The following is a 12,398-nucleotide window of genomic DNA, read 5'->3' as shown; positions in this document are numbered from 1 at the left end:
CTAGCGCTGCAGCACAAACTCAATCCCGGTTTTGACCGCCTCATAGCCAAACATCAGAATCAGCGTGGTCAGGGCACCCCCCAAAACGCATAGCACCAGACCACCTAGACTAATCAGACCGTCGTCGTCAAGCAGGCCAAAGCCGGTGACAAAAATACCCATGGCGGGCAGCGTATTGGTGCCTGGAATCGGGATCATCATGGAAATAGACATCAGCGCGATCGCCAGGCCCAGCACCGTGCGCCCCACTAGGCTGGTGCACACAGGTGTCAGGCGAGGTCGAGAAACCGCCTCTAGCCGCCGCAGCCACGGAGCACCCGCTTTGACAATTTTCTGTACCGAAACCAGGTCAAACTGCTTGTGGCTCCAGCCTTCTGGCATCCAGGGACGAGTACGGCCAGCAATCAGCTGCACCGCCAGCAAAAACATCACAATGCCAAACGGGACTGAGTAGCCAGGAGCGGGCACCGGCAGGGCTGAGGGCAGGGCCAGCAGCACAAACAGAAAGCCGAAGGTGCGCTCTCCAGCCAGGGTCAAAATCTCTTTGAGACTGACCTGGGGCGTACTGACCTCTTCAAAAAAGTAGCGATTAAGTTCTGTAGAAAGACGGGCCATAAAAGGTTCTATAAAGGGGGGAAATAGGGCGGCAGAGTTGCTGCCAATGAGAGGCCGGAACCGGCCTTAGGGGCACTCCCGGATAGCTAAAAGCGATCGCCCCATACTGCGGCGATCGCTCTATGGTGCTAAAGATAGCAAATTCGGAGGTGTCCCTAGCCACAGGGCGGGCGAGTTTTACCCCAGCTTTGCAGATGGACACTTTCGTCAGTGCTTAACCAGCACATGGTCCTGCAAAAACTGGTGGAGTCGCTGTTCAAACTCCTCGCCAGCCCAGTTGGGTAGGTCATTGTGGTCAGCATTGGGCACTAGCCAAAGGGCTTTTGGTCCGCCGCTGGCCCGATAGAGCGCTTCACTCATAGTGGCCGGTACCGAGGCGTCTGCTAAACCGTGTAGGTACAGGGTGGGCACCTTCAGTCGACTGACCTTGGCCAGCGAGTCAAACCGCTGATTGAGCAGCTGACTGACTGGAAACCAGCGGTTGTACTGCGACAGAGTAGCCATATCGCCCATGGAGGTAAACGACGCTTCTACCACCAGACCCGCCAGGTGAGGAATGTGGCTGGCTAGCTCAATCCCAATTGCCCCCCCTAGTGAGTGGCCGTAGATCACCAGGTGGTGCGGGGCAACCTGCTTTTCGCTCTGCAAAAACTGCCAGGCCGCCAGGGCGTCTTCATAGAGCCGCTGCTCATTTGGGAATGGTCCTGAACTTAGCCCAAAGCCTCGGTAGTCGATGGCTAAGACAGAAGCGCCCAGCGATCGCAGCTGAATAGCTTTGGCCAAATTGCTGGAGACATTCCCCGCATTGCCGTGGAGGTACAAAATGGTGAGGGCATGGTCACTGTCGGCCGGCAGCCACCAGCCGTGCAGCTTACCACCACCCTTAAAATCTATTGGGATCCATACATCGCTGTAGGCCAAGCCAAAGGCACTAGGAGTGGCCCCCATCGTCGGGCTCGGCAAATACATGAGCCGCCGTTGCGCCACCCACAGCCAGCCACACAGCGCAATATAGATAATCCCTACGATGCCCAGAACACCAAAAAGAAATTTGACCATGGACATGGAAAAGGGAGGGTAATGTAGATGGATAGGCGGGGAACAAGCGATCAGCAACGCCATGATCACTTAAATTCTTGCTCTTCATTATGGGGGATACGCCCTATTTACCCATGCCCCTCTGTGACGATTTTTCAGTAGCTAAAGGTTTAGGTAAAGACTCCCTGCGATAGAAGCGCCCCAGCCAAACTCCCTCACCCACCTCCATTTTCACCCCAAGGGAAGGAAAGGAGTACGCACCGCGATCGCATTTATATTCCCTCATCACCTCATCACCTCATCGCCTCATCCCTCCTACCCCGGCACCCGTTGATGCCACTCTGTCGCCTGCTCATAGGCGTATCCCACCTCAAACAGCAGATCCTCCCGCAGGGCGTTGCCGATAAGTTGAAGCCCAATGGGCATGCCCTGGTCGTCAAACCCGCAGGGCAAACTTAGCCCCGGCAGCCCGGCCAGGTTGACCGGAATCGTCATCAGGTCAGTCAAGTACATGCTGAGCGGGTCGTCCACTTTTTCCCCCGCTTTAAAGGCAGTCGTGGGGACGGTGGGGCAAACTAGCACATCCACCTGGCCAAAGGCGGCCTCGAAGTCCTGCTTGATCAGGGTGCGCACCTTTTGGGCCTTGAGGTAGTAGGCGTCGTAGTAGCCCGCCGACAGCGCGTAGGTGCCAATCATAATTCGCCGCTTGACCTCGGCCCCAAAGCCCTCAGCGCGAGTTTTGGTGTACATCGACATCAGGCTGTCGTTATTGTTGCGAACGCCGTACTTGACCCCGTCGTAGCGAGCCAAGTTTGACGATGCCTCTGAGGGAGCAATGATGTAATAGGCAGGCAGGCCATAGGCAAACCGAGGGCAGGAAATTTCTTGGATTTCGGCTCCAAGGTCTTTAAGCTGCCGAATGGCGGTTTCGGTAGCGGCGCGCACGGCGGGGTCAATACCCTCGGCGGCAAAGGTCTCGGTGATAATGCCTACCTTGCGGCCCTTGAGGTCGGTCTTGAGATATTGGGTATAGTCAGGGATGCTGACATCCAGGCTAGTGGAATCCTTGGGATCGTGGCCTGCGATCGCCCCAAGCAGCAAGGCCGCATCTTCTACGGTGCGGGCCAGAGGGCCAATTTGGTCGAGCGAAGAGGCAAAGGCAACTAATCCAAACCGCGATACTAGGCCATAGGTAGGTTTAAGACCCACAATGCCGCAGAACGAAGCGGGCTGACGGATTGAGCCCCCCGTGTCTGAGCCGAGAGCGACGGCACATTCTCCAGCCGCTACGGCAGCGGCGGATCCGCCGGAAGATCCGCCGGGTACGCGGCTAACATCCCAGGGGTTACCGGTGAGCTGGTAGGCTGAGTTTTCGGTCGAGCTGCCCATGGCAAACTCGTCGAGGTTGGTCTTGCCCAGGGCGATCGCCCCCGCATCTCGCAGCCTTCCTGTTACCGTCGATTCGTAGGGCGGTACGAAATTCTCAAGAATTTTTGACGCACAGGTAGTGCGCACCCCCTGGGTACAGAGGTTGTCTTTAAGCGCAATGGGAATGCCTGCCAGCATACCGATATCTTCGCCAGCGGCAATGCGGGCATCTACCTGGGCCGCCTGAACCAGGGCTTGATCGCCCGTGACGGTCAGGTAGCTGTGAATTTGGGGTTCCAGGGCTGCAATCTGGTCGAGGTAGCTCTGGGCAATCTCCACCGCAGAGCGTTCTTTGCTGACCAACTGTTGGTGCAGGGTGCGGATGACAGACATGAGACTCCTTAACAACTGATCCAGACAACTAAGCCAGAACGACGGGTCTGGGGCAACTTTTGAGACGACGGAAGGTAACGGATACCAAGGTATCAGTATAGGAAGGATAGGGCGCGAAACACAGTTTTTAGTTGCCCATAGGCGACTGCCAACCGTCTATGGGCAGAACTACAATGGGTTTGAACTAAATTCACTCCTATTTCTGGTGTGTTGCCCCGGTGCCCCTATTGTTCTAGCGGGGGGAGGGGCAGCAGATCGGCGGTATTTTTATGGCACACACAACGCTATTTCAGCTTTTACAGCGAGCCGTTGCCAAGGCCTCTTCGTCTGAAATACTTTCTTCGACCACTGCGGATGACGCCGATGACGGCGAAAGCGAGAGGCCTCTAACTCGTGTTGCCTTATCACGGCGCAGCTTGCTGCGCTGCTCGGCCCTGGCGGCAGGGGCCTTGGCTCTGGGAGAACTGACTCCCAGGAAGCAAACTTCAGTTCCAGCGCCACGGATTGCCGTAGTCGGAGGGGGGATCGCTGGATTGAATGCCGCCTATACGCTGCAAAAACTGGGCCTATCCGCCACAGTTTACGAGGCTAAACCCTACGTGGGCGGGCGCATCCAGTCTCGCGAAGGGCTAATTGTTCCAGGGTTGGTCAATGATTTGGGGGCGGCATTTATCAACTCCGACCACACCGATCTGCTGGCTCTGGTAAAAGATCTGGGCCTGGAGCTGTTCGATCGCCGCACTCTGACCACGACACTGCCCTTCCCGGAGGTAGCCTTTTATTTTGAGGGCCGCACCCTAGACACATTGGAGTTGGTCGAGGCGCTAATGCCCCTGGCAGCACAAATTGGGCGCGATGGAGCGTTGCTGATTAAGGATTTTGATCGCTATGCGCCCCAGTTTGATGCGCTATCGGTGGCTGACTATTTAGATTTACACCAGGACAAAATTGGGCAGCGGTACGTGCGATCGCTGCTAGAGGCCACCATTCGCACCGAGTACGGCGTCGAAGCCCATGAATCGTCGGCACTACAGCTGATCTACAACCTGCCCCAGGTACGCAACCGCCGGGCTGAGCCGCTGACCGCCGACGAGCTTTTTCTGGTCAAAGGCGGCACCGGGCGCATTCCCCAAACCCTAGCGGCGCGGTTGCAGAACCCGGTGAAGACCGGCTGGCGGTTGCAAACCATCCAGAGTCAGGACAGCGGTTTCCGCTTGAGCTTTAACCAAGGCGCGATCGCAGCCGACTACGTGATCTTGGCCCTGCCGTTTCCGGCCCTGCGGCGGATTGATATGCAGGTCGAGCTACCTACGACCCTGAACGAATTTATTCAAACTTGTGGCCCTGGGCGCAATGAAAAATTATTTGCCGGGTTTACCCATCGGCCCTGGCTACAGCCGCGTGGGTTTACGGGCGGGGCCTGGAGCGACCTGGGCTACAGCGGACTGTGGGATGACACCCAGCGCCAGCCCGAGCACCGCCAGGGGGTGCTGACCTTTTTCTTGGGCGGCGATGAGCTGCACTGCGCTGAGGGTGATGTAGCCGATCGCGGGCGGGAGATGATTGGTCGCACGGTTCCCTATTTGAGAGAGTTGCAGGGGGCGGCGGGCGATCGCTACGCCCGCACGGCCTGGGCCAAAGATCCCGATTTTGGCGGAGCTTACAGCACCTTTGGACCAGGTCAGTACCTCAAATTCAAAGACTTTCTCTACGTCGAGTCTGACAATCCCCTCCAGCAGCAGATCGTGGCGGTGGGTAACCTGGCCTTTGCTGGCGAGCAGTTTAGCGATGAGTACTACGGCTATATGAACGGGGCGGCGCAAACCGGGCGGCTGGCGGCAGGGGCAATTTATGCGGCGATCCTCAACCAACTTGCCACCCGTATTCATCCCGAGATCGCCAGTCAGATTCACCACCAGGTAAAGCCGGAGAGTTTAGCCCTGACCTAGAAAAGGCTCCCTGAAAGATTGGTATTCATGCCCACTCTGCCATCACAAAAGCCCCGAAACCAGGCGATTCCAGGGCTTTTATAACTGAATTTTTCATTCAACCAGGCAAGGTGCAGTTGCACCAGCCGTGCAACCCTAGTCGCGGTTGATGGCAATCAGCAGACGCAGAATGAACACAAACAGGTTGATGTAGGTGAGGTACATCGACAGCGCTGCCGAAAGGTACTGCTCATCTTTATAGGTGCGGGGCAGAACGAAGAAGTCCACCACTGAAGCGCCACAGAACACCAGCACGCCAAGGCCAGAGATGGCGATGTCGAGAAACTGGGGAATAGGGCCACCAAACAAAGAGAAGATAAACTGACCCACTACCGCAATCAGCACAGCGACCACGCCGATGCCAATGGTGCGGGTGAGGGCAAAGCCGTCTTCTTCTGAAAGGTTAGACCCAATTTGGCGTGCCGCAATAAAGACAATGCCGCAGGACAGCGCCGCAAACCCAATGCCGGTGACGCCGACCCCGGAGGTGCCAATGGCCACCGCCAGCAGACCGCTGAGGGTGTAGCCAGTAAGTAGGCTGTAGGTAGCCAACAGAGGCAGAGCAGTGCTGTTGTTGCCCTTAGAGGCCACATTCATCGCCACAAAAAACAGTGCGATCTGGGCAATAAACGCCACCCAAAAGGTGGGCATAAAGATGGCTGGGTTGCTGGCCATCACGCTCAGGCCGCCAAAGGAGCCTAAGGCGGTCAAAATTAGGCCGCCACCCACAAAGGGCAGGGCATTTTTGATCACGTTAGGGCCGACTAAGGATTGGCCCTTGGCCTTGCTAATCGCTTCACGAAAGTTGCTTGTATTACTCAAAGCCCTATCCTCATACAACGAAATAGATTTGGCAAAATAGATTTAGGTGCCCAGTCAGGGCGATCGCATAAGCTGAATTAGACTTCAGAGCTAGCTTAGCCGCTAAACCTGGGTAAACTGTTTTTCCTTGTTTAGATTTTAGTCAACTTTACTGAATTAAGCGGGCTGCCTGGGGTGTGGATATCTACCTACCATTGGCCGCCATTGGCCGCCACTTGACCGCCGCTTGATTAAGAGTCACAGGCTGCTCTAGATAAAAGGCAAAGGCAACTATTATCGAACTAGAGGCCATAGATCAAGGAGCGTTGAGATGGCAGCTGAGGCGTGTAGGGGCGAAATAGGCAGGCAGGAGACAAGAATTGCCCCTGGGGGGTCACAGCGCTGGTGGCGAGCCTTGTTGGGGTTAGCCGTCACGGTCGCTCTACCATGGACACCGATCGCCCAGGCTCAAGAAAACCCTGCCACTGAGACCGATCGCATCATTCGCTCTAACCGCCGCGTGATTATTCGGCAGTCGCCAGTCATTATTCGGCATCCGTCGGTCATCATTGTGCCCTACCCTCGACCCAACCCAGAGGCCGAACAGGTCCGGGTCGAGTTTGACGCCCGAGGCAGCGACTGGGGCGCTGTTTACCTGAACAACCAGCTAGTCTACCGCCCCCACAACTTCGATCGCCAAGAAACACTCTACCTGCCCCCTGGCGGCTACCGGCTCGAAGTTACCGGAGTGGTGCGCTCCGATCGCTGGGCCAGCGGCTACCTTGACCTGGGCCGCGATCACTCTCGCGTGGTGGTGATTCGCTTTTCTAAGACCGAGGGCATTAGCGTGTCAGGCAGCCCCTACGTTTGGATCCCAGACTAGCGTTCGAACGTTTCAACCGGTGAACGTTCGAACGGGCCAGGATTTTGTTCCCCAGTGCGCTGCTACAGAGCCGAGATCTTGATCGCCTCTGGGTGGCCGGGGTTGCCGTGGATGACCAGACTGCGCTGGTTGGCATGGAGGTGGCGCGCGATCGCATAAATCGTCTCCACCTGGTCGGGTGCCCCAGCCTGGGCTGCCAGCTCGCTCAGACTGAGCGGCTGATCGCTCTGAGCCAGGGCGTTAACAACCGCATGCTGCAGGTCGAGCACCCCAGCGGCGGCCAGTTTGCCTGCCTCAACCCCCGGCTGGTGGTAGGCGTTGATATTCACCAGCGAGGCGTAGAAGCCTACCGCCCGCTCATACAGGGCGATCAATGCCCCCACAGTGTGGGCATTGACTTCGGGAATAGTCAGGGTGATAGAGCCTCGGCTGTTTTCGTAGAGGGCTTTGCGGGTGCCCTGTAAGAAGCCAAAGAGAAAATCACCGCTGGTGGCACCGGGCTCCATCTCCACTGAATCGCCCTCACGATCCTTCAGCACTTCGATAAAGGTGACAAAGAAACTGGCCACGCCTTCGCGCAGCTGCTGCACGTAGGCGTGCTGGTCGGTCGACCCCTTGTTGCCGTAGACGGCAATACCCTGGTAGACCAGGTTGCCGTCGAGGTCTTTTTCTTTACCTAGCGACTCCATCACCAGCTGTTGCAGGTAGCGGCTAAACAGCAGCAGGCTGTCTTTATAGGGCAGCACGACCATGTCTTTTTCGCCCTTGCCGTTGCCCGCGTAGTACCAGGCCAGGGCAATCAGGGCGGCGGGGTTGCGGCGCAGATCGGGCACGCGGGTGGCGGCATCCATTTCTTTTGCCCCGCCGAGGATGGAGCGAATGCTGATATTTTGCAGGGCAGCGGGCAGCAGTCCCACCGCCGACAGCTCAGAAGTGCGCCCCCCCACCCAGTCGCGCATGGGAAACGTAGCCAGCCAACCCTCGCTCAGAGCCTGATTTTCCAGCTTGCTGCCCCGCCCGGTGACAGCGACGGCCTGCTTGGGAAAGTTTAGCCCCCGCTGCTCGAACTGGGTGCGCACTTCGACCATACCGTTGCGGGTTTCGGCAGTGCCCCCCGACTTGGAGGTGACAATCACCAGGGTGGTAGGCAGTTTGTCTTGCAGCCGGGCCAGCAGGCGATCGATGCCTTCGGGGTCGGTGTTGTCGATAAAGTGAATCCCTAAGGGCGGAAAGTCTGGCCCCAGCGCCTGAGCCACAAACTGTGGCCCCAGGGCCGAGCCGCCAATGCCAATCGAGAGCACGTCGGTGAACCGCTCTCGGCCGGGAGGGTAAATGCCGCCAGTGCGCACCTGGCTAGCAAACTGCTCAATGCTGGTGAGCGTCTCCAGAATGTCTTGCTTGAGTTCGGGGGTGGGGGCTAAATCGGCATCGCGTAGCCAGTAGTGGCCCACCATGCGGTTTTCGTCTGGGTTGGCGATCGCGCCCGCCTCCAGGGCGGCCATATCCGCAAAGGCCTTTTCAAAGCGGGGCTGTATGGCGGCTACAAAGGCATCGTCAAAGCCCATGCGGCTGACATCTAGGTAAAAGCCCAGACCTTCGTGGTAGTAGAGCCAGTCTTTATAGCGTTGCCAGAGAGCGGCGGCGTCCATCCTGTAACTCCTCGGTCTAAACCGTATTCGCTAACGTCCTGAGGTGCAGTTTAGGATAGGACGGCGACGACAACAAAAAGGGTGGCTAAACATACAGCTCATCATCCGCAAGCCAAGGTGAACAATTTTGCCCTAGGCCTGCCCTAGGCCTGCCCTAGCTATCCTGCCCAAGCTGGCTAAATCAGGCGGCTTTGAGCTTGCGCAGGCGAGTCGAGAGACTGCGAATTACTTCCAGGGCAAACATCGGCGTCTCCTGAACCAAGAACTTAAAGTGAGCCTCATCGACCAGCGCCAGGCGACAGTCGGTCTTTGCCACCGCTGTAGAGGCCCGCAGATGTGGAATTTGTACCAATGCGCCTTCCCCAAACACATCTCCCGCAGAAATGGTTTCAACCACCCGATCGCTAACCCAAAGCTCAACCGTGCCCTCAACTACCCCGTACATCAGCTCTCCAACGGTGCCGATCGCAAAAATCGTCTCCCCGGCCTTGACGTTTTGATGATTGGGGGTCGTCATGAATAGCTCGACGACTTGAATCGGTTTCAGCATAGGTCTTTACTCAAGCAGGCCGCCGCAATTCTATAGCGCTCCTGGCTAGGCCAGGTTAACTCCACTTTAAGCTCTCAGCGAAGTGTTCAGTAACACTTTCGGTGGGGCTACGTTTGTTTATGGCCCAGTCCTTATGGATGCTGTAATAATCTGATCCTGTGCCCTTGTGCATAGATTTGTTTATAAGGAATCAAACCGATGGCCAATGGTGTTGGCGGACGACGCGTTCGGGTAAGAACCCAGAGTTTTTGGGATGACTTTAAGGCCTTTGCTTTGAAAGGGAATGTAGTCGATTTAGCCGTAGCGGTGATTATCGGCGGAGCCTTTGGTGCCATCATTAGTTCCCTAGTGGAAGACATCCTAATGCCCGCTATTATCAATCCCCTGCTGTCGTCGGCTGGTACTGACTGGCGCGAGGCCGTCGTCGGCCCTGGGATTCGCCTAGGCAGCTTCATGGGCACACTCATCGACTTTTTAATTATTGCGCTGGTACTCTTCATCGTCATCCGCACCTTTGAGCGCTTCAAACGGAAAGAGGCTGCCGCCGACCCAGAACCCACTATCGAGGAAAAGCTGAACGATACCCTGACCCGCCTTACCGACTATTTAGAAAGCCGTCCCAAGTAGTCTTTCTTCAGCCAAAAAAGTAGCTGACCCCAGGGCGGAGGCAAAACCTAGTCAAAGCCGCTATAGTAATCGCTAACTATTGGCTTTCCGCCCTGCACACTATGCCCTCTCAACGCCAAAACCAGCTCATTGAGTTTCTCCAGACAGAGTTAGCCGTCTCGTCTGAGGCGATCGCGATGGGATTGCGCAAGGCGGGTCAGACCACCAACCTGCTGCCCATGGCTCTGTGGCAGTACGGCCTGGTAACCACCGAACAGCTCAGCCAAATCTTTGACTGGCTGGAGGATGTTGGCCCGGCTGCCCCATGAGCCTGGGAAACCAGCTAAAAATTAGGTCAAAAAAGATTGGCTAAAATTCGCTATCGCTGTAGGTCATCGCCGACTCGTTGTCGCGGCGAGAGCCCAGCAAATCGAGGCGATCGACTCGTACCACAGGTTTAGAACGGGCCGCACCGCTGGATCGATCTTGCCAGTGGTCAAGCTTCAAAGCCCCACTGATCCCAATTAGGCTCCCCTTGCGCACGTAGTTAGCCGCTACTTCAGCATTTTTGCCCCACAGCTCCAGGTTAAACCAGTCGGGCTTGTCGTCCCGGCTAGAGCGCCGCCGCACGGCCAGCGTCAGATTGCACACCACCGTGCCCGACTCAAAATACTTTACTTCTGGGTCAGTGCCGACTCGGCCTACCAGGGTTACTACGTTAACTGTCATCGTTACTTGCCCAACGCACGTCCCCGCATTGTAGGCGAAACCTCGATCATCCGTCACAGTGATGTCAGCCTCCTCGGGAACCCCGCTCGCCACCCCTACGTCTAAGATCAGGCTGTTGGCTTTTCCAGCATGAGCTGCCATCTCAAATCCCCAAAGCCTCACTGCACCGCAGTTTTCTGCCAAGCCCCATTTTTTTGCTAACAGATACTTATTTCATTACTGGACGCACTGATACGAAACGTAATAGAATCCACTTCGACATCAGCGTTAGTCTTCAGGGTGGCGCTTGGGCGTCGGTTCATTGTCTTTTCTTAGTTTAGGGGCGTTATTGCCTGTGGCTTTCTTCGACAGATTTTCTCGCGATATGGGTATTGACCTGGGCACAGCCAATACCCTCGTATACGTTTCTGGCAAAGGGGTCGTCCTGCAAGAGCCCTCCGTAGTTGCCATCGACCAGGTCGAAAAGAAACCTTTGGCAGTAGGGGAAGAGGCCAAGCGCATGCTGGGTCGTACTCCTGGCAACGTTGTGGCGCTGCGCCCCCTGCGCGATGGCGTCATTGCCGACTTTGACACCGCCGAGCTGATGCTCAAGCACTTTATTCGCCAGGTCCATGAAGGCCGCACCCTGGTGTCGCCCCGTATCGTGATTGGCATTCCCAGCGGCGTCACGGGTGTTGAGCGCCGCGCCGTAATGGATGCCGCTCAGCAGGCCGGAGCCCGCACCGTCTACTTAATTGATGAGCCAGTGGCCGCTGCGATCGGGGCTGGTCTACCGGTAGCTGAGCCGACCGGCAACATGATTGTCGACATCGGCGGCGGCACCACCGAAGTAGCCGTCTTGAGTTTGCAGGGCACTGTGCTGAGCGAATCGGTGCGGGTTGCCGGTGATGAACTCAGCGAGGCCATCTCCAGCTACATGAAAAAAGTGCACAACCTGGTCGTGGGTGAACGCACCGCCGAAGAAATCAAAATCACCATTGGCTCGGCCTACCCCAGCCCCGACGACAACGAAATCGCTATGGATGTACGAGGTCTGCACCTGCTATCGGGCTTGCCCCGCACCGTGACCGTCAAGAGTGCCGAAATCCGCGAGAGCATGGCCGAACCCCTTTCGGTGATTGTAGAAGCGGTAAAGCGCACCTTAGAGCGCACCCCGCCCGAACTGGCCGCCGATATTATCGATCGCGGCATTATGCTGGCCGGGGGTGGTGCCCTGCTCAAGGGTCTAGACACCCTAATTAGCCACGAAACCGGTATTTTGGTGCACGTGGCCGCCGACCCGCTGAGCTGTGTTGTACTGGGCACAGGGCGGGTGCTAGAGAACTTTAGCCAGATGGGGCGAGTATTCAGCGGGCGATCGAGCCTGTAGGGCCGCACCAAAATTGTCATCTACCCAGAACTTATGTTTGCTCTACGCCGCTGGTGGACACGTCACGCCCTCAAGGCGGGAATGGTTACCCTGGCCGTTTCCTCAGCTTGGCTATTGCGGGCCAGCGACGGTGCCCTCATTTATGAAGCTTACAATTGGCTAACTAGCCCCCTGCAGCCTGGCCTTAACCGCGAGCAGCAGTTTGAGAATAGCTATATTCTTGAGCTGCAGCAGCGCATTGTGGAGCTTGAGAACCAAAACCGCTCCCTTCAAACGATGGCCGACTACGAAGCCGCAACTGTCCAGCCAGGGGTTCGATCAGCGGTTATTGGCCGTGCCGCCGACCATTGGTGGCAACAGATTGTGCTAAATCGCGGTAGCCGTCAGGGCGTAGCGGTAGGGCATGTGG

12 protein-coding genes and 1 pseudogene are annotated in these 12,398 nt (G+C 56.8%); 6 read left to right on the top strand and 7 right to left on the bottom strand.

From position 1 onward, the window contains the following. The 3 genes from IQ273_RS08720 to gatA form a co-directional block, all read right to left on the bottom strand. On the bottom strand, positions 1-615 hold the full coding sequence (locus IQ273_RS08720) for an exopolysaccharide biosynthesis protein (RefSeq protein WP_194022781.1): 615 nt from the start codon (positions 613-615) through the stop codon (positions 1-3). 207 nt (positions 616-822) lie between these two features. After that, the gene (locus IQ273_RS08715) at positions 823-1,674 is read right to left on the bottom strand and encodes an alpha/beta hydrolase (protein WP_228052587.1); all 852 of its coding nucleotides are present in this window, start codon (positions 1,672-1,674) and stop codon (positions 823-825) included. A 294-nt stretch (positions 1,675-1,968) separates the two neighbouring features. Continuing rightward, positions 1,969-3,414 carry an Asp-tRNA(Asn)/Glu-tRNA(Gln) amidotransferase subunit GatA gene (gene gatA, locus IQ273_RS08710; protein ID WP_194022780.1) on the bottom strand — a complete coding sequence of 482 codons (1,446 nt, stop codon included), beginning with the start codon at positions 3,412-3,414 and terminating at the stop codon, positions 1,969-1,971. Between the two features lie 269 nt (positions 3,415-3,683). Between gatA and IQ273_RS08705 the strand changes: the two genes are divergently transcribed. Beyond that, positions 3,684-5,363 (top strand): NAD(P)/FAD-dependent oxidoreductase, encoded by a 1,680-nt coding sequence (locus tag IQ273_RS08705; protein WP_194022779.1) that lies wholly within the window; start codon positions 3,684-3,686, stop codon positions 5,361-5,363. A gap of 135 nt (positions 5,364-5,498) precedes the next feature. Here IQ273_RS08705 and IQ273_RS08700 read toward each other — a convergent pair whose 3' ends face one another. Next, positions 5,499-6,224, bottom strand: coding sequence for a Bax inhibitor-1 family protein (locus tag IQ273_RS08700; RefSeq protein ID WP_194022778.1), 726 nt, complete (start codon positions 6,222-6,224; stop codon positions 5,499-5,501). Between the two features lie 310 nt (positions 6,225-6,534). On the opposite strand from IQ273_RS08700, the gene IQ273_RS08695 reads away from it, so the two are divergent. Continuing rightward, positions 6,535-7,086 (top strand): hypothetical protein, encoded by a 552-nt coding sequence (locus tag IQ273_RS08695; RefSeq protein WP_194022777.1) that lies wholly within the window; start codon positions 6,535-6,537, stop codon positions 7,084-7,086. 62 nt (positions 7,087-7,148) lie between these two features. Here the strand turns inward: IQ273_RS08695 and IQ273_RS08690 are convergent, their stop codons facing one another. Together IQ273_RS08690 and IQ273_RS08685 are read right to left on the bottom strand one after the other, a co-directional pair. After that, positions 7,149-8,735, bottom strand: a complete 1,587-nt coding sequence (locus tag IQ273_RS08690) for a glucose-6-phosphate isomerase (RefSeq protein ID WP_194022776.1) — start codon at positions 8,733-8,735, stop codon at positions 7,149-7,151. 181 nt (positions 8,736-8,916) lie between these two features. Continuing rightward, positions 8,917-9,285: a cyclic nucleotide-binding domain-containing protein gene (locus IQ273_RS08685; RefSeq protein WP_194022775.1), complete on the bottom strand. Its 369-nt coding sequence runs from the start codon at positions 9,283-9,285 to the stop codon at positions 8,917-8,919. Positions 9,286-9,483: 198 nt separating this feature from the next. Between IQ273_RS08685 and mscL the strand changes: the two genes are divergently transcribed. Both mscL and IQ273_RS08675 read left to right on the top strand, forming a co-directional pair. Then, positions 9,484-9,912 (top strand): large conductance mechanosensitive channel protein MscL, encoded by a 429-nt coding sequence (gene mscL / locus IQ273_RS08680; protein ID WP_194022774.1) that lies wholly within the window; start codon positions 9,484-9,486, stop codon positions 9,910-9,912. Between the two features lie 101 nt (positions 9,913-10,013). Continuing rightward, complete coding sequence (locus tag IQ273_RS08675; protein ID WP_194022773.1) at positions 10,014-10,220, top strand: DUF2949 domain-containing protein; 207 nt, start codon at positions 10,014-10,016, stop codon at positions 10,218-10,220. Positions 10,221-10,260: 40 nt separating this feature from the next. Here IQ273_RS08675 and IQ273_RS08670 read toward each other — a convergent pair whose 3' ends face one another. Continuing rightward, entirely contained in the window at positions 10,261-10,620 is a 360-nt protein-coding gene (locus IQ273_RS08670; RefSeq protein ID WP_194022772.1) for a single-stranded DNA-binding protein, read from the bottom strand. 334 nt (positions 10,621-10,954) lie between these two features. Between IQ273_RS08670 and IQ273_RS08665 the strand changes: the two genes are divergently transcribed. Together IQ273_RS08665 and IQ273_RS08660 are read left to right on the top strand one after the other, a co-directional pair. Further along, positions 10,955-11,989: a rod shape-determining protein gene (locus IQ273_RS08665; protein WP_194022771.1), complete on the top strand. Its 1,035-nt coding sequence runs from the start codon at positions 10,955-10,957 to the stop codon at positions 11,987-11,989. A gap of 33 nt (positions 11,990-12,022) precedes the next feature. Further along, positions 12,023-12,398, top strand: a pseudogene (locus tag IQ273_RS08660) (rod shape-determining protein MreC); the annotation flags it as partial.

Origin of the sequence: Nodosilinea sp. LEGE 07298 (genome assembly GCF_015207265.1) — a bacterium.
Lineage (GTDB): Bacteria > Cyanobacteriota > Cyanobacteriia > Phormidesmidales > Phormidesmidaceae > Nodosilinea.
The sequence above is the reverse complement of the archived record's forward strand: the minus strand, read 5'-3'. Positions and strand labels throughout refer to the sequence as shown.

Coding starts and splice junctions, on each gene's coding strand:
- IQ273_RS08720 (WP_194022781.1), bottom strand. CDS start 615: ATGGCCCGTCTTTCTACAGAACTTAATCGCTACTTTTTTGAAGAGGTC.
- IQ273_RS08715 (WP_228052587.1), bottom strand. CDS start 1,674: ATGGTCAAATTTCTTTTTGGTGTTCTGGGCATCGTAGGGATTATCTAT.
- gatA (WP_194022780.1), bottom strand. CDS start 3,414: ATGTCTGTCATCCGCACCCTGCACCAACAGTTGGTCAGCAAAGAACGC.
- IQ273_RS08705 (WP_194022779.1), top strand. CDS start 3,684: ATGGCACACACAACGCTATTTCAGCTTTTACAGCGAGCCGTTGCCAAG.
- IQ273_RS08695 (WP_194022777.1), top strand. CDS start 6,535: ATGGCAGCTGAGGCGTGTAGGGGCGAAATAGGCAGGCAGGAGACAAGA.
- IQ273_RS08690 (WP_194022776.1), bottom strand. CDS start 8,735: ATGGACGCCGCCGCTCTCTGGCAACGCTATAAAGACTGGCTCTACTAC.
- IQ273_RS08685 (WP_194022775.1), bottom strand. CDS start 9,285: ATGCTGAAACCGATTCAAGTCGTCGAGCTATTCATGACGACCCCCAAT.
- mscL (WP_194022774.1), top strand. CDS start 9,484: ATGGCCAATGGTGTTGGCGGACGACGCGTTCGGGTAAGAACCCAGAGT.
- IQ273_RS08675 (WP_194022773.1), top strand. CDS start 10,014: ATGCCCTCTCAACGCCAAAACCAGCTCATTGAGTTTCTCCAGACAGAG.
- IQ273_RS08670 (WP_194022772.1), bottom strand. CDS start 10,620: ATGACAGTTAACGTAGTAACCCTGGTAGGCCGAGTCGGCACTGACCCA.